This window comes from Flavobacterium sp. LHD-85 (genome assembly GCF_030929595.1).
In the GTDB taxonomy this organism is placed as follows: Bacteria; Bacteroidota; Bacteroidia; order Flavobacteriales; family Flavobacteriaceae; genus Flavobacterium.
Genome location: NZ_JAVFVR010000001.1, coordinates 1,151,136 through 1,168,324 on the forward strand (window position 1 = coordinate 1,151,136; position 17,189 = coordinate 1,168,324).

General features: G+C 31.9%; 18 protein-coding genes. 17 read left to right on the forward strand and 1 reads right to left on the reverse strand.

Translation table 11 applies throughout. The annotated features are described in order from the left end of the window. Window positions 1-3 precede the first annotated feature (3 nt). The 14 genes from RB618_RS04920 to RB618_RS04985 all read left to right on the forward strand — a co-directional run bounded on the left by RB618_RS04920 (window position 4) and on the right by RB618_RS04985 (window position 12,097). Window positions 4-768, forward strand: a complete 765-nt coding sequence (locus tag RB618_RS04920) for an SDR family oxidoreductase (protein WP_308067738.1) — start codon at window positions 4-6, stop codon at window positions 766-768. A gap of 114 nt (window positions 769-882) precedes the next feature. Beyond that, entirely contained in the window at window positions 883-1,737 is an 855-nt protein-coding gene (locus RB618_RS04925; RefSeq protein ID WP_308067739.1) for a fumarylacetoacetate hydrolase family protein, read from the forward strand. A 10-nt stretch (window positions 1,738-1,747) separates the two neighbouring features. Further along, window positions 1,748-2,083, forward strand: coding sequence for an L-rhamnose mutarotase (locus RB618_RS04930; RefSeq protein ID WP_095930655.1), 336 nt, complete (start codon window positions 1,748-1,750; stop codon window positions 2,081-2,083). A 251-nt stretch (window positions 2,084-2,334) separates the two neighbouring features. Then, window positions 2,335-3,501 carry a hypothetical protein gene (locus RB618_RS04935; RefSeq protein WP_308067740.1) on the forward strand — a complete coding sequence of 389 codons (1,167 nt, stop codon included), beginning with the start codon at window positions 2,335-2,337 and terminating at the stop codon, window positions 3,499-3,501. A 10-nt stretch (window positions 3,502-3,511) separates the two neighbouring features. Further along, window positions 3,512-4,009 carry a DUF4280 domain-containing protein gene (locus RB618_RS04940; RefSeq protein ID WP_308067741.1) on the forward strand — a complete coding sequence of 166 codons (498 nt, stop codon included), beginning with the start codon at window positions 3,512-3,514 and terminating at the stop codon, window positions 4,007-4,009. A 22-nt stretch (window positions 4,010-4,031) separates the two neighbouring features. Then, window positions 4,032-6,632, forward strand: coding sequence for an OmpA family protein (locus RB618_RS04945; RefSeq protein WP_308067742.1), 2,601 nt, complete (start codon window positions 4,032-4,034; stop codon window positions 6,630-6,632). A 1-nt stretch (window position 6,633) separates the two neighbouring features. Continuing rightward, window positions 6,634-7,341, forward strand: coding sequence for a hypothetical protein (locus RB618_RS04950; protein WP_308067743.1), 708 nt, complete (start codon window positions 6,634-6,636; stop codon window positions 7,339-7,341). Next, window positions 7,338-7,688 carry a hypothetical protein gene (locus RB618_RS04955; protein WP_308067744.1) on the forward strand — a complete coding sequence of 117 codons (351 nt, stop codon included), beginning with the start codon at window positions 7,338-7,340 and terminating at the stop codon, window positions 7,686-7,688. The genes RB618_RS04950 and RB618_RS04955 overlap by 4 nt, the downstream gene beginning before the upstream one ends. Continuing rightward, window positions 7,685-8,473, forward strand: coding sequence for a hypothetical protein (locus RB618_RS04960; RefSeq protein WP_308067745.1), 789 nt, complete (start codon window positions 7,685-7,687; stop codon window positions 8,471-8,473). The genes RB618_RS04955 and RB618_RS04960 overlap by 4 nt, the downstream gene beginning before the upstream one ends. A gap of 18 nt (window positions 8,474-8,491) precedes the next feature. After that, entirely contained in the window at window positions 8,492-9,313 is an 822-nt protein-coding gene (locus RB618_RS04965) for a hypothetical protein (RefSeq protein ID WP_308067746.1), read from the forward strand. A 9-nt stretch (window positions 9,314-9,322) separates the two neighbouring features. Then, a complete protein-coding gene (locus RB618_RS04970) occupies window positions 9,323-10,036 on the forward strand; it encodes a hypothetical protein (protein ID WP_308067747.1) in 714 nt (237 codons plus the stop codon). Between the two features lie 4 nt (window positions 10,037-10,040). Beyond that, a complete protein-coding gene (locus RB618_RS04975; RefSeq protein ID WP_308067748.1) occupies window positions 10,041-10,886 on the forward strand; it encodes a hypothetical protein in 846 nt (281 codons plus the stop codon). Between the two features lie 9 nt (window positions 10,887-10,895). Then, the gene (locus RB618_RS04980; protein WP_308067749.1) at window positions 10,896-11,387 is read left to right on the forward strand and encodes a hypothetical protein; all 492 of its coding nucleotides are present in this window, start codon (window positions 10,896-10,898) and stop codon (window positions 11,385-11,387) included. 11 nt (window positions 11,388-11,398) lie between these two features. Then, window positions 11,399-12,097 (forward strand): hypothetical protein, encoded by a 699-nt coding sequence (locus RB618_RS04985; RefSeq protein ID WP_308067750.1) that lies wholly within the window; start codon window positions 11,399-11,401, stop codon window positions 12,095-12,097. An 85-nt stretch (window positions 12,098-12,182) separates the two neighbouring features. Here RB618_RS04985 and RB618_RS04990 read toward each other — a convergent pair whose 3' ends face one another. Continuing rightward, window positions 12,183-13,433, reverse strand: coding sequence for a tryptophan 7-halogenase (locus RB618_RS04990; protein ID WP_308067751.1), 1,251 nt, complete (start codon window positions 13,431-13,433; stop codon window positions 12,183-12,185). 101 nt (window positions 13,434-13,534) lie between these two features. Between RB618_RS04990 and RB618_RS04995 the strand changes: the two genes are divergently transcribed. The 3 genes from RB618_RS04995 to fabG all read left to right on the forward strand — a co-directional run bounded on the left by RB618_RS04995 (window position 13,535) and on the right by fabG (window position 17,145). Continuing rightward, the gene (locus tag RB618_RS04995) at window positions 13,535-15,055 is read left to right on the forward strand and encodes an aromatic amino acid ammonia-lyase (protein WP_308067752.1); all 1,521 of its coding nucleotides are present in this window, start codon (window positions 13,535-13,537) and stop codon (window positions 15,053-15,055) included. Window positions 15,056-15,095: 40 nt separating this feature from the next. Next, window positions 15,096-16,319 carry a WG repeat-containing protein gene (locus tag RB618_RS05000; protein ID WP_308067753.1) on the forward strand — a complete coding sequence of 408 codons (1,224 nt, stop codon included), beginning with the start codon at window positions 15,096-15,098 and terminating at the stop codon, window positions 16,317-16,319. 94 nt (window positions 16,320-16,413) lie between these two features. After that, window positions 16,414-17,145: a 3-oxoacyl-ACP reductase FabG gene (gene fabG, locus RB618_RS05005; RefSeq protein ID WP_201999149.1), complete on the forward strand. Its 732-nt coding sequence runs from the start codon at window positions 16,414-16,416 to the stop codon at window positions 17,143-17,145. The last annotated feature ends 44 nt before the right edge of the window (window positions 17,146-17,189 follow it).

Genomic DNA, 17,189 nt, shown 5'->3' on the forward strand with positions numbered 1-17,189 from the left:
CAAATGTTTTCATTACAAAATAAAAAAGCAATTATCACTGGCGGTGGAAGCGGAATTGGAAGAGCGATTTCGGTTTTATTTGCTAAACAAGGTGCAGAAGTTCATATTTTAGAATTAACTGAAGAAAGTGCAAAAGAAACGGTTGAAGAAATTAAATCAGCTGGAGGAAATGTTTTTGCTCACGCTTGCGACGTTTCAAATCACGAACAAGTTAAAACGACTTTCGAGAAAATCGGAAATATCAATATTTTGGTAAACAACGCTGGAATTGCTCACGTTGGAAAAGTAGACACCACTTCAGAATCTGATTTTGACCGTATTATGAATGTAAACGTAAAAGGGGTTTACAACTGTCTTCATGCTTCTATTCCTGCTTTAAGAGGTTCTGGCGGAGGTGTAATTTTAAACTTAGCTTCTATTGCTTGTTGGGTTGGAATTCCGGATCGTTTTGCTTATTCTACTGCAAAAGGTGCCGTTATGGCCATGACTTTATCAGTTGCAAAAGATTATTTGCATGACAAAATTAGATGTAATTCTATTTCTCCTGCGAGAGTTCACACGCCTTTCGTAGACGGATTTATCGCTAAAAATTATCCAGGAAAAGAAGAAGAAATCTTCGAAAAATTATCTCAATCACAGCCAATCGGCCGTATGGGAAAACCAGAAGAAATCGCAACTTTAGCTTTATTCTTATGCAGCGACGAATCGTCTTTCATCACAGGTTCAGATTACCCAATTGATGGTGGTTTTATTAAATTAAATAACTAAAATATTTAAACAAGATTATAGCCACGAATTACACAAATTTCCACGAATTAATTTTCTAAATAAAAATTCGAGAAAATTTGTGTAATTCGTGGCAAAAAAACTAAAAATTAAAATATGAAACTTATTAGATTCGGAGAAGAAGGAAAGGAAAAACCAGGAGTTTTACTAAATGAAAAAAGATACGATGTTTCGTCTCTTGTAACAGATTACAACGAAGCTTTTTTTGAAAATGACGGTTTGGCAAAATTAGAAGAAGCTTTAAAAAATAATCCAGCATTACCAGAAGTAAACGATTCAGTTCGTTTAGGTTCGCCAGTTGCGCGCCCTTCAAAAATTATCTGCATCGGATTAAATTATGTAGATCACTGCGAAGAAACGGGCGCTGCAATTCCAGAAGAACCAATCATTTTCTTTAAATCAACTACTTCTTTATGCGGACCAAATGACAATTTGATTATCCCAAAAAACAGCGAAAAAACAGATTGGGAAGTGGAATTAGCATTTGTTGTAGGCAAAAAAGCTAGCTACGTTTCTGAAGAAGATGCACCAAATTATATTGCTGGATATTGTCTTTTGAATGACTACAGCGAAAGAGCATTCCAAATCGAACGCGGCGGACAATGGGCAAAAGGAAAAGGTTCTGACACTTTCGCTCCTCTTGGACCAATTATGGCAACTCCAGACGAAGTTGGTGATGTAAACAATTTAAAAATGTGGCTTACGGTAAACGGAAAAACTTTCCAAAACAGTAATACATCAAACTTAATTTTTAAAATCCCATTTTTAGTACATTACTTAAGCCAGTTTATGACGCTTCTTCCTGGCGACGTAATTAGTACAGGAACGCCTCCGGGAGTTGGTCTTGGAATTAAACCAGATCCAATTTACATTAAAGCAGGTGACGTAATCGAATTAGGAATTGAGGGCTTAGGTACAAGCAAGCAAACTGCTGTAGCTTACCAAGGATAAATTTTAGATTATGGCAACACAAAAATTCTATCTGGCTTTAGACTTAAAAGACGACGCCAATTTAATTGCAGAATATAAAGAACTGCATGAAAATGTTTGGCCTGAAATCAAAAAAAGCATTCAAGATTCTGGAATTGAAGTTCTAGATATTTATTGCACAGGAAATCGATTGTTTATGATTATCGAAGCTGATGCAGATTTTACTTTCGAAAAGAAAGACAAAGCCGACGCTGCAAACGAAAAAGTTCAGGAATGGGAAACTTTAATGTGGAAATTCCAACAAGCTTTACCGTGGGCAAAACCAGGGCAAAAATGGATTTTAATGGATAAAATTTTTGGATTGTAAAATTTATATTCAAATAAATTATAAAAGACTGTCAATTATGGCAGTCTTTTTTTTGTCTAAAAAAATGATATTGAAAAGACTATTCTTGACCTCTTTTTTGTCTTCAAAATATATTGATCTCCAAAAATAAATAGGTTTTTTCCCATAAAACACTCTGCATCAATATGTTGCGAATTTTCATACTTTTTTGTATTAATTCATTTATTTGCAGGAAAAAACATATATTTGGTTCTAACTATTCTACCAGCCTAATGCATTATATTCCAGAACCTTCACTTGAAGATTACTTAACCTACAAGATTAAAAAAGGAGATACTTTACTTAGTGTTGCTCAAGATTTGGGAGTCGAACCTTACCTTCTCAGAAGCTATCATAATCGATTTGCCTTATCAATAAAAGACTTAATTGAAGCAGATTTTCCTCATCATCTAGAATATATTATTTTAGAACCTCAAAAAGCTCCACTTTCTGATGAAGAAAAAGAACAAAACCGAACAAAAATCAACACTTCGGGTTCATTTACACTTTCTCTTGATAATTCTCATATCAATAATTCATACGCTGTTCTCTACTCTATTGAAAAAGGACAAAATGTATATCATATAAAACAAGAAGTCAATGTAAAATGGAGAGCCAAAAATGAAGATGGTTATTCTTTTTTTGAAGTAGACCGAATTGGACATCTTTATATAAATGACACACGAACCTCAACAATGGCCGATGAAATTGCAGAAAAAGCTTCTGCAGCCTTATATCCTCTATTGGTGGTGGTTGATGAATCTGGAAAATGGGTTTACATTAATAACTTTAATCAAATTGAAGAACGTTGGATTGAAACCAAAAAACAGATCCGAAAATATTACAAAGGCGAGCTGGTCGAAAAATACATTTCTATTTATGACCGAAATTTAGAAGACAACGATTCTTTATATATCTCACTTTCTAGAGACTGGTTTCTTAATGCATTTTTCAACGAAATTCATGTTGAATATCCTGCTTCTTTAAGCATTCGGAAAGAGCAGGAATTTCCATTCATGGTTAAAAGCGACAATCTTAATTTTAATGTTGAGCAAAAAGTGGATGGGTACTTAGACATCGATAACTTTTTAGTAATTGATGTTAACGGAAAATTAAATGACCATCGAACAAAGACTGATTTAGAAAAAGAATTAGGCCTGCCCGTAAAAGAATATTCAGAGGAAAAAGCGATAGGCAATTACAGAGCAAAATATTTTTTAAATCCGCAAAATCATATGCCTGAAGTCGTTTTTATAAGCTGTGATTTAGCATTAGAAACACCTCAAAAATTTTCGATTACCATATCCAATAAAGACGATCAAAAAGAAATGAGCGCAAAACCCCAACCACAATTATTTGTTGAAGAAGTCGAACCTAAAAAGAAGTGGTGGCAATTTTAAAAATCAAATTATGAGCGAACAACATTTTGTAGTACAAGGCGCTACTTGCAAATGCAAGTTTAGCGAAGACCCTTCTAAAACAGATAAAATTAAAGTCAAATCACAAAACAAACATTTTGGAAATGATAAAGAAGGTTCAGAAAAACTTATAGCCACATCAAAAGAAATTGGTCAGACTTTAGAAAAAAACACCTTTGGCAAATGCAAGAAACAACCTGTAGGAAACAGTTTTATGGTTTGCCAAGCCACAATCACCAAATGGAGTGGTTTTTATGAAAAAGTAACCCTGAGCAATGAGGGCAAAATATTATTGGAAAACAGCAAGGCAACCTGCCCAATGGGAGCGCCCGATTGTATCGAAATTACAGATCACGGACAAACCGCAGAACCTGGCGAGCAGAATTTTAAAAATACCGAACCAATGGTACACAATCTAATAAACCCAATGGTAGATGTTAGAGATATGTACACAAAGGAAGCGAAGCATGAGGGAATAAGCGATGCATAATTGATTAAAAAATGTTTTTATAATGGCAAAAGGTGTTAAAAAAATAAAATGGACAGGGCAGGGAATTGTAAAAAAAGATTCATCAATTCCGAATAAAAAAGTAGTTATTGCGCCAGATCAGCATGTGTTTTTTGAAGTTGATCAATGGTATGATGGAACTTCTGAAACGGATAAAAAAAAGAACGTAACTTGGATCTTTCAAGATCGCAAAGTAAAAACCATTGTTTTGCAAAAAACTTTGCCTTCCAATAATCGATATGGCATAAAGCTTCCAAAAGCCTTATGTGGTCCGTTTGAATATTATCTTGAAGCTAGTCTTTCGGGCAAAAGAGACGTGATTAACCAAACTGGTTTATTGATTAGCGGCTCTTGCCCGGCAAAAATAGTAAGCAGCAAATGGTGCACTACAAACGATGGAAAGGATGTTCGAAAAGAACACGTATTTAGCTATGGCGAAACGGTTTATTTAAATCTAAAAACTGAAGGGCTCAATGGTAATTTAAATTTAAGTGTTGACGTTTTTAGAAATTCTGGCGATGGCAAAACAGCTTTATTCAGATACACAAGTGTCGATGTAATTGATGGCGAAATAAATCTCGAAATTAAAAATACTTTTTCCTGGTTTCCTCTTATAAAAGGTATAAAAGAAACAGAGGAGTTTTATGTAAAAGTATTTGATCCTGCAATCAAGCATTATATTCCAAATGGTCAAAACGAGACCAAACATGCCAGTTTTTTAAAAATCAATAAAAAAATTGTTTCGCAAACGGCAAAACCACCAACAAACTTATCTCCTTTAAAAACAGGAGAGCCAGACAAAAATGCCACAAGATATGAACCTTGCAAGTTTGAAACCATTACTATTATTGAAGATAAAAAAGAAGATGGAAAAACAACAAAAGTTAAAGCTTTAGTCTTCGACAATGGCAAAAACCTAATGAATAAAGTTCCTAAAAAAGAACCCATCAGAAAGTCAATTCTCTTTGAATTCGATAAATATGACATTACAGCAGATGCAAAAACAGTACTTAACAACATACTCCAATTTTTACTGGAACACCAGTTTTCAAGCATAAAAATTGATGGGCATGCCTGCGTAATTGGCAAAGAAAATTATAACCAAAAATTATCACAGCAACGAAGTGATGCTGTTAAAAAATTATTTGTTGATGGCGGTTTAGATGCAAAGCGCATCACCTCTATTGGTCACGGCGAAGTAAACCCAACAGACGACAAACAAGGCCGTGACAATTTAAAATACAGAGATGAAAAAGAATACAAAGAAAACCGACGTGTAGATATTTCGTTTGATTATTATGGACATGACGCCCAAACGATAGTTTATGAAACTATTGCGCCAAGTTTTGATAAAAATATTACAATTGATATTACCGAATATCAAAACAAAGCCTGTTTTAGAGAAAAAGGAAAACACACAAAGAACATTAAAGTTAGCTCTCCTGAATACAACAAAGCAATCGATCAGGTTACCAATAAATTAGACTTTCCTATAAAGTCCAATTTAAGCCAATTCAATCTTTTTCCTTTAAAATACATTTGGCCGAAAGTTTTTGCCAATGAATATAATATTGATGTACACTCTTGCCGTTATTTTTCTAATGATACAAATTCTACAATTCAGGTAATGGTTTATCCTGATATCAAGTGGACTTTGGAATTTAAGTGGAATCACAAAGAAGCTTTCGCTTACACTTATGGTAACAAACTTCATCCTCACGATATAAAAGAAGGAAAAAACAAGGTCATTAGATCCGAGTTTGACAGAGCTCTTTCTAAAAATTACGGTGAGATGAACCAATCTTTCGAATTATCTTTGCAGGCACAGTGGGATGACAAAGCTCACACTGCTGAAATAGGAAAAGAATTTGCTGATAAAATTAGAAAAACACTTTCAATTTTTAATAAAATTAAAAGTATGACTGAATCTATTGCAAACTCACCTCTTTCTAAAGGAAAAACAACTTTTGAAATTAAAGCTCCTGTTATTGCGGTTTCTGCTCAATGGTATCTACAAAAAACTGATAATACTGTTGGTGAAATTGTTGAAATAGGAGTAGAATCCAAACCGTTGGTTGAAGCAGAATTCACAATTAATCTTTTTAAAATATTCATTGAAAGTGCCGGAAATGGAGTTTGTCCAGGTGCTGGTTATCTCATCAATTGGCTGTTAGAAAAATTTGAAAGAAATGCTGGTATACATTTTTTAATAATTTTTTCTGGAGGAATAAATGTATCTGGAAAAACAACTATAAACATTTCCTATCCAAAAGAAACGACCGGGGAAATTAAAGCGACAGGAGAAATCAAGGCTGTAGTAGAATTAAAAGCTTGGGCAAAAGGGAAAATTGCAGTTGCAGAATTTGAAGGAATAATAAAAGCTAACCTTTCAACATCTGTAACAGGTGGAATAAAATTTGGCGCAGATAAAAATGGAATATATTCATCTCCAATAGCTGAATTCGCTGGTATTGTCGGAACTTTTGTTGCTGCTGGAAGTATTAAATTTGGGGTATACAAAAAAACTTTACAATATGAATCACCACAATGGATTATAATTGAGAAAGATGAAATCAAATTTAACAAATATTACTTAGACATATAAAATGAAAAAAATCACTATCTATCTTTTATTATCACTAATAATTATGAGTTGTAAAGGACAAACTTTAGATTTATCTACAATAGATTTCGATAAGCCTGCAAATAGCTATCCTTTAGAGAAATTAAAAATATATCGGAAAGAAAATCAAAAAGGGCATTATGAAATTAAAGAAGACAAAGACGGGGTCTCACTGGATCTAAAAGATAACGGAGAACGGGTCTTAAATTATATTTTTATGGATGAAAGCACCTCTCAAATTAATTTTAAAGGATTAAATATTGATCCTATATTAGGCGCAAAAATAGTTAATTACAATAATAAAATAGGATACATTTCGGCTAATATAATTTCAAAAGAAACTCCAGAACTAATTAACTCCTTAATGAAAACATTAGGACAACCTACTGAAGTGATTTATAATGAAAGGCTTGAAGAAACTCTAGAATTAGGAGCTTCTAAAATATTATTTAAAACCCTTCCTCAATTTACAAAAAAGCAACAAAATAATATAGGAAATAATATTATTAAGTACTCTCAACGCATTATTTGGAATAAGAACGATGTTATATATCAATTGACTTTAGAACCTTTAAATAATTTGGTTGGGAATGATATTAAAATCATTTCAAAAAAAGCTTTTAAAGACAGAATTATTATTGGTTTTCATAATCCAGAAAAAGATCCGTACTTAAGTAAATATCTAAAATGAAAAAAACTATAATTATAATGATGTCCATTTTGACTATATCATGTTCCCGAAGCATTGATAATGAAAAAAAAATTATCGGAAATTGGCAATGTGATCTAAAAGATGAGACAACAGGCAAAAAAATCGGGACAATAATTTTAGAGTTTACCAAGGATGGAAAATTCATATATAAAGAACACGAAAAAACATTTGAATCATCTTATCAGCAACTATATCATGCCGAAGCAAATGAAATTTATTTAAGAGGAATTGATACCAAAGACTATCCCGTAAGTTATTATTTTGAAAATGAAAAATTAATAATTGAGCTGGATGGTATTAAAAATACTTATGAAAAAACTAAATGAAAAATTTTATAAACCCATACTACTTAGTAGATTTTAACTCATCTATTTGTAATTTCAAAATTTACATTAATGATATCCCTGTTTTTAGCCATAGTGGAGGTGGTATAATTTCTTCACATTATCCGATTAATCATTTTATATTAGAAAGTGGCGAACAAAAAATAAAGTTAAAAATACTTCCGCTGAAAGGAGAAACTATATTAAAAGATGATGCTTTTTTAAAAATAAAAGTACATGCATACGATGACTACACCAATAACTATGAAAATTTGCTTGAAGTTTTCAATTTTGAAACTCCAAACTTATCTAATCCTAAATTACCATTAATAGAAATAGATGCCAATTTTATTGCTGATATTCCATACAAAGTTTCTGGTTGGAAAAATTCAATTTTTTTAGACGATGTCGACAAAATAAAAAACGAATTGATTTCTTTTTATGAAGAAATTTATGAATTAGCCAAAACTCAAAATTCAATAGCTTTTTATAAATTATTAAAAACTAGGTTAGATGAAATTGATGTTGCCATGTATATGAGAAATGAAGACAATTTAACAGAATTGAAAAATATGTTTGATAATCTTAACAAGGAGAATTTCCTTTTGGAAGATTTTCCAAAATTGTCAGAAATAGAAATCTATGGAGAAAATCGAATTTTTAATTTGATAAGAAGCGATAAAAATCCTATTCTACATTATGTAAATAAAATAACAAACGAAGAATTTAATTTGCCTTTGTTTGTTCATAGAAAAGTGAATTCTTCAAATTTTGAAATAATAAGATAGTTAAAAAAATGAAAATTCTTGAATAAATTAGAAAGACCTTTATATACCATTGACCCTCATATATATTGTGCAGGTACAATTTTGGTAAACGACATTCCAGTTATAGACTGGTATGGAAATCAAACAGAAGATGGAGGTTATCTTGGTGCATTAGATATAAATCATGTTCTATTACAAAGTGGCCAATGCAGAGTCGTTGGCAAAATGTTTCCAAGAAAAGGGCAAAAAACATTGACAGAAGAAGAGGCAATGCTTATAGATTTTTATTGCGCTGATGCAGATCCAAAAATATGGAAATCCTCTATATACAAATTCCATCCTAAAATAGAATCTCCATGGAGTGGCTTAAGTGAAAACATTAATTATCCTTACTTTGAAATAGCTACAGAAATAGAAGTTGAATTACCTTTTGTTTTAGATGGATGGCAAAATTCTGTCGATTTATCTAAATTGGACAAAAATGTTTTAAAAGAAAAAGTTCTGGAATACTACAGACAAATTCATGCTGTGCTTAAAGAGCATAATGCTGGTAAGTTTTTAGAATTATCAAGAGAAAAACAGAAATTACAGGAACAAGCTTTTTACTTTAATGAAGAAAGAAGACAAAGTTTTAAAGAAGGGCTTACAGCATTATTTAATCAAAACCTTGAATTGGAGCCTTTAAATGAAAAAGAACTAAAATTAGAGTTTTTAGGATATGGAAAACTAGTGAGATTAATGAAACTAGACGGCTCTCAACCTCTTCAATTTAAAAGTCCAAATCCTAAAGAACAGAGCAACATAGAATTAGAAATTAAATTACACGTCCGAAATGCTGAAAAAGGATTAAGCATTATTTAAAATCACATTATGAAAAAAACAATTCTTTTTTTAGCACTTATTATATTATATAGCTGTAATAACACACTGGATTTATCAACAGTTGAATTAGGAAACAAAGCTGATCAATATGATTTAGAAAGCAATAAAAATCTTGAACGCAATACTCTTAAAGGCCATTATGAATGGAAAACTACAGATGGAAAAAATACCCTTATCACCGTAGATAATGGAGAAATAATAACCAACTACAATGAAATTAATAAAATAAAAAATCAATTCAATTATTCAGGAATTCCTACTGATTCAACATGGGATGTAAAAATAGTTGTTTACAAAGACGAAATCGCTGAAGTCAACGCACGTTTTACAAAAGATAATGCATTCATTTTTTTAGAAAAAATATTACAAAAACTTGGAAATCCTTCAAAAATTAATTTTGATACAGCGACCATAAATAATAAATCTGATCGAGAGATTTATTTAAAATTACAAAAGTTTTTTCCAAAAGAAACAAAACTTTATAAACCAGAAGGAATTGTAGAGGAGGATTTCACTTATCCCAGAGATATTATATGGGATAAAGATAAAGTCTTATACATTGTAAATATTATTATGGATAGCGAAAATTTTAGTGTTAACTACAGACCAATGACTAAGAAAGCATGTAAAGATCGAGTACTCTATCCTGCGCCTTTACCAGAACAAAAAGATAACATTCCTTTTTATGAATATTTAAAGTAAAAAAATGTCAATAGGAAGTACAATAAATAATCCTTTCTACGAATTATATCCTAACCTAAATTGTTCAGGAATAGTTTTGATTAATGACGTTCCTGTATTTAGCTTTCTAGGTAAAGACACTAAAGACGGAATATTAGATGGCTCTGTTCCTATAAATCATGTGGTTTTACAAAGCGGAAAATACAACGTTGTTGGAAAAATATTCCCTAGGTTTGGGCAAAAAACTTTAACAGAAAATGATGGAATGGAAATCAGTTTTAATGTATCCGATATTGATAACTGGAAAGAAACAAAACAAAACTTTTTCCCTCAATTAAGTACACCAGACCCCTCATTTGACAAAAACAATAAAATAACAAGCCCTTTAAAAGGTTTACCCTACTTCGAAATTACCACAGAAATTGAAGTCGAATTACCATTTGTTTTAGATGGATGGCAAAATTCTATTGACTTAAATAAAATCAACAAAACGATTTTAAAAAATAAAGTCATAGAGTTTTATTCTCAAATACATGCCATTTTAAAAGAACATAATGCAAGTAAATTTTTAGAATTATCAAAAGAAAAAGAAGATTTACAGACTAAAGCATTTTACTTTAATTCAATTAGAAAACAAGAAATAAGAGACAGTATTATAAGTTTATTCAATAAAAACTTAGAGGTTTTACCTTTAAATCCTGATGAATTAAAACTTGAGATTTTTGGATATGGTAAATTAGTCTCACTTATTCGTACTGATGGGAGTGCAGCACTTCAATTTAAGCGCGAGAATATAGAGGGAGAAAGAAATATCGAATTAGAAGTTAAACTACATGCCCGAAGTTTAGAAAAAGGATTAAGTATCATTTAATAAAACAAAATGGATAGACGAAAATTTATTATAAATACAGGTCTCGGAGCAATAAGTTTGTACTTTGCTCCAACTCTTATAAGTTGCTCAAATAAAGACGCAATAAATTTAAATAACATAGTAGGTCAACCCTATTCTTTCTTATCAACAACAAATTATCTGAGCAAAGAAGGGAACAATCAGTTTGGATATTATCAATTTGATGAGGATAATTTTGTAATGGAACAATATAAAGCAAAACAAGCTTTTGTATTTTACAAAAACTCCAAAATTGTAGGTTACACTATTCAGATCGAAGGAATCGATTTTTTTTCAAAAAACATTGAGCTTATTTCAAAAACATTAGGAAAATTTAAAACCAATTTTAAAAATGATTTTGGACAAGAAATACAATGGAATAATTCTGGAAAAACAATAAAACTATCTGTTAATAATTTTCAAGATACTCCTAAATTATCTTTTTATAGCGAATTTACAGATAATTCAGGATTAATTATTTAAAACCTTATTTAATGAAAAATGTAATCAAGTTATTTATTCTATTCATTTTATTAAATAGTTGTACTTCGAAAGAAATGAAACCTGATGATGTAAAAAACATTCAGGAAATATTTAAAATTAAAGGCAATGTAAAAGAAATTCAAGAAAAAATAGTTACTGAAAATTTTTATTATTTCTCAATAACAACATTTGACAGAAATGGAAATCCCATTGAAACTGCACAATATGACAAAAATGGAAAGATAAAAAGTACCGACCCATGGATTAAATTAACAGAGGAAGAATTGGAACAGGTAAAAGTTAAGAAAGAGTATGATTATCATAAAAGACTAGTTAAACAAATAGAGTATAATAATTCAGGAACAATAGAAACGGAATATAAGTATAATTCCGCTGGCAAAAAATCAGAAGAAATTAGAAAATTTGGAGATCGAAAAATTAAATCCTTATTTGATTCAAATGGTTTTTTAAAAGAAGTTATAATATCCATTTTAGAAGACAATAAATTTTATGAACAAGGTAGAGAAAAGTATATATACAACAAAGGATATTTAACTGAAAAACAAAGCTATAACAATTATATTGAAAATAAAATTTCCAGTAAAGAATTATATCAATATGATAATGTTGGAAGTCTGATTAAAACAACTACTTATTATCATGACAGCAATTTACCAGAAATAAAAAATAGAAAAATTATCTATTATTAATTTGTTTTAACAAACAAAAGACTAATTCAATTCTTAAATTTTTTCTTATCATTCGTTTAATTTTAAACATAAAAAAAACCCTGAATCATTCAGGGCTTTGTTCTTTTTGCATATTTAATAAATACGCCATATTAGCAATTACGTGATCATGTTTTTTGACAAATGAATTTTCTTCGTTCCAAACATAACCTGCTAAAACCGCACATATTTTTTCTTTTACTTCTGGATTTTCAGGTTGGTGGAAAAATAAAGTCTGTAAATTTCCCGTATACCATTCTTGAACATAAGTCGTGAAAACGGCTATTCCGCGTTTCATGTATTGAGTAAATTCCACTTCCCAATCAACAGGAATTCCATGCGATTCTTTTAAGTATAATTTTGCTGCTAGCATTCCAGATTCTGTTGCAAAAGCAACTCCCGAAGAGAAAACCGGATCTAAGAATTCTGAACTGTTTCCTGTCAAAGCAAAACCATCGCCATACATTCTTTTTACCGCTCTTGAGTAGTTTTCTAATTTAACTGGCTCAAACAAAAATTCTGTTCCAGCAAATCTTTTAATATAATAATCCGATTTCTGAATGGCATTTCGCAACGCCTCAGCATTATCTTTATTTTCAGAAAGAGAATTGATAAAATCTGTCGGACCAACAACACCTAAACTTGTGTTTCCGTTAGAAAATGGAATTACCCAAAGCCAAACTTGAGTTTCTAAAATGTCAAACGAAATTTGAGTTCCCTCTACTCCTTCTTCTCTATTAATATCTTTTACATGCGTAAAAATCGAAGAATGCGGATCTAGTTTTGACGGAGTATCCAAATCTAAAAGCCTTGGCAAAACGCGTCCATATCCGCTTGAGTCGATGATAAATTTAGCGTGAATTTCTTTTAGGTTTCCGTCTTTATCTTTTACAATAGTTTTTGAATTTTTCCCTTCAAAAGAAACTTCCAGAACTTCGGTTTCAAATTCTAAATCAATTCCTTTTCTTATGACTTCTTGAGCCATTGTATTGTCAAAATCGGCTCTTGGAACTTGCCAAGTCCAGTCCCATCCTTCGCCAAATTTTACGCTGAAATCAAAATTGCAGATTTCTTCTCCTCTGATAAAACGAGCTCCTAATTTCTTTTCGAAGTTCATCGCGTCAAGGGCGTCAAACAATTCTGCCTCAGCAAAATGATCCATAACGCGCGGAATAAGGCTTTCGCCTACTACAAGTCTCGGAAACTTCGTTTTTTCTACAACTTTTACCTTTACGTTGTTTTTAAAAAGATACGATGCCGAAACACATCCAGATGGTCCTGCACCAATCACTAAAACATCAACAAACTCCTTTGTCATATTAGAATTATTATCATTAATTAACCTACATTTGCCATCATCAAAATAACTACATTTATTTTGATAAATAAAATTAAATTAGCGCAACCAAAATCGATTTGATGAATACAATAAATGAATATCTAAGTTTAGCAGAATTTGAAGCCATAATCTTTGGAAAAAACAAAGTTGCCATAAGCGATGTGGTTCAAAATCGAGTAAACGAAAGTTTTAATTTCTTAAAAGAATTCTCAGGAAATAAAGTAATATACGGCGTAAATACAGGATTTGGTCCAATGGCTCAATACAGAATTAAGGAGTCAGATCAAATTCAATTACAGTACAATTTAATCAGAAGCCACTCTTCTGGAACTGGAAAACCTTTAAACGCTGAGTGTGCAAAAGCCGCTATTCTTGCAAGATTAAATACACTTTCTTTAGGAAATTCGGGAGTTCATTCTTCTGTTATTCATTTAATGGCTGAATTAATCAATCGAGATATTACGCCTTTAATTTTCGAACACGGCGGTGTGGGTGCCAGCGGCGACTTAGTACAATTATCACATTTAGCTTTGGTATTAATTGGCGAAGGCGAAGTTTTTTATAAAGGCGAGAGACGTGCAACTGCAGAAGTTTTCGAAATTGAAGGTTTAAAACCAATTCAGGTAGAAATTAGAGAAGGTTTGGCATTAATCAACGGAACTTCTGTAATGACAGGAATTGGAGTGGTAAATGTTCATTATGCAAAAAAATTATTAGACTGGTCGTTAAAAGCTTCTTGCGCCATTAACGAATTGGTTCAAGCTTATGATGATCATTTCTCTGAAGAATTAAACCAAACCAAACGTCATAAAGGACAGCAAGAAGTTGCTGAAAGAATGAGACAAAATCTTTCTGACAGTACTTTGATCCGTAAAAGAGAAGACCATTTATATTCTGGCGAAAACACAGAAGAAATCTTCAAAGAAAAAGTTCAGGAATATTATTCATTACGTTGTGTTCCTCAAATTCTGGGGCCAGTTTTAGAAACTATAAATAATGTCGCTTCTATTCTAGAAGACGAATTTAACTCGGCAAACGACAACCCAATCATCGACGTAAAAAACAAACACGTTTACCACGGCGGAAATTTCCACGGAGATTATATTTCGCTTGAAATGGATAAACTGAAAATCGTTATTACGAAATTAACAATGCTGGCAGAACGTCAATTAAATTATTTATTGAATTCAAAAATCAACGAAATTCTTCCTCCATTTGTAAATCTAGGAACATTAGGATTTAATTTCGGAATGCAGGGCGTTCAATTCGTAGCAACTTCAACAACTGCCGAAAACCAGATGTTGTCTAACCCAATGTACGTGCATAGTATTCCAAACAACAATGACAACCAAGACATTGTAAGTATGGGAACCAATGCGGCGGTTATTACATCTAAAGTAATTGAAAACTCATTTGAAGTTTTAGCTATCGAATTAATCACAATTGTTCAGGCAATTGATTATTTAAAACAAAAAGATCAAATTTCGTCTACGACTAAAAAATGGTACGACGATATCAGAAATATAATTCCAGAATTTAAGGAAGACCAGGTAATGTATCCTTTTGTTCAAAAAGTAAAAGATTATTTGATCAACAGTTAAAAATCTTTATTTCACAGTATTAATATTGAATCTTAAAATCATGAAAAAGTCACTTGTTTTTTTATTGCTAAGTTGCATTCAATTTGTTAATAGTCAAGAATTAGCATTAGTTAAGAAAAATTCTAAAATTGGATATCTGTCTAAAGACGGATCTTTTAAAATCGAACCTCAATATAAATCTGCCAGAAGTTTTTCTGAAGGATTAGCCGCTGTAGAAAATGGCGGAAAATGGGGATTTATCGATGCAAAAGGAAGTTGGGTAATTCCAGCCGATTTTAAAGATGCTAAAGATTTTAACAGCGGAATTGCAGTTGTACAAAAAGACAAAGACTGGGTTTATATTAATACAAAGGGAGAAGTCCAAAAAGGACCAACTACTGACAAAATATTTGATTTTAATGACGGTGTTGCCTTCTTCAGACAAAACAATAAAGTGGGTTTAATCAACAACAAAATGACTGTTGTTTTGGAACCAAAATACGATCAGATCAAACCTTTTGAAAATGGTTACGCGAGAGTGGAACTGAACAAAAACTGGGGAATTATTGATACCAACGGAAAAGAATTGGTTGAACCTGTTTATGCTGAAGTTGGAAATTATTTTAAAGGAACAACTTGGGCAAGAAAAGACAAAACTTTCGGTTTGGTAAGCAGCGGAAAATTTATTCCAGTTGACGGAGCTGAAAAAATCTGGGATTTTGAAACTCAAGATTTGACCTTTGCTAAGAAAAACGGAAAAATTGGATACATCGATTTAAAAGGAAATTGGGCCATTCTTCCTATTTATGATAAAGGGAAAGCTTTCTCAAAAAACCTTGCTCCAGTTTTAGTTGGAAAGAAATGGGGATTCATTAATCCAGAAGGAAAGTTTGTGATTGAACCAACTTACAGCGATGCAGAAGTTTTCAGCACAAACGGACTTGCTCCTGTAAAAGAAAGCAACTGGGGATTCATCAACGAATCTGGAAAACTAGTAATTCCAACTCAATACGGTATCACCACAAATGCCATTATTGCGATGTTTACAGAGCAAGACAAAGGATTTATTGGTGGTGTTGCCAGAGTAAAAAACGAAGGAAAATGGGGATTTCTAAAACCTGACGGAACAGTTTTGGCCAACCAATGGTTTGAAAATGCTGAACTATTTTCTAAAAGTGCAGAAAAACCTCAGCCAGCTGCAGCTCCTGCCGAAAAACCAAAAGAGGAAACTAAGCCAGTAGCAAAAAAACCAGCTGCAAAACCAGCCCCGAAAAAAAAGAAATAATATTTATCTCCAAATAAATTAGAACTTTGCATAAATGAAATCGCATTTTATAAGGCGGTTTCATTTATGGCGAATAAAAATAAACCCTACATCAATGAAGTGTGTATTAGTAACAGGCGGTTCGAGAGGAATTGGAAGTGCGATTTGTAAAAAACTGGCCGTAGAATCCGATTATCATATTCTGATTAATTATCATTCGAATAAAACAGCTGCCGAAGAAACATTACAAGAAGTACAAAAATTAGGCGCAACAGGAGAAATCTTAGGTTTTGATGTTTCTAATTTTGAAAACGTACAAAATGTTTTAACTGCTTGGCAGGAAGCAAATCCTGAGAAATTGGTTGAAGCAATTGTAAACAATGCCGGAATTACAAAAGATGGTCTTTTTATGTGGATGACACCAGAAGACTGGAACGGCGTTATGAATACAAGCGTAAACGGTTTCTTTAATGTTACACAATTTTTTATTCAAAAAATGTTACGCAACAAATACGGCCGAATCGTAAATATGGTTTCGGTTTCTGGAGTAAAAGGTACTGCAGGACAAACCAATTATTCGGCAGCAAAAGGTGCCATTGTAGCAGCGACTAAAGCTCTAGCCCAAGAAGTTGCAAAACGAAACATTACTGTAAATGCTGTCGCTCCAGGTTTTATCAGAACTGACATGACGAGCGAATTGGACGAAAAAGAATTATTAAAGCTAATTCCGGTAAACCGTTTTGGCGAAGCAGAAGAAGTAGCAGATTTGGTAAGCTTTTTGATTTCTAAAAAAGCAAGCTATATTACAGGAGAAATTATCAATATTAACGGCGGAATATATTCTTAAAGAATACTATGTTTGCGAGATTATTTAAAGATTTTTAAACATAG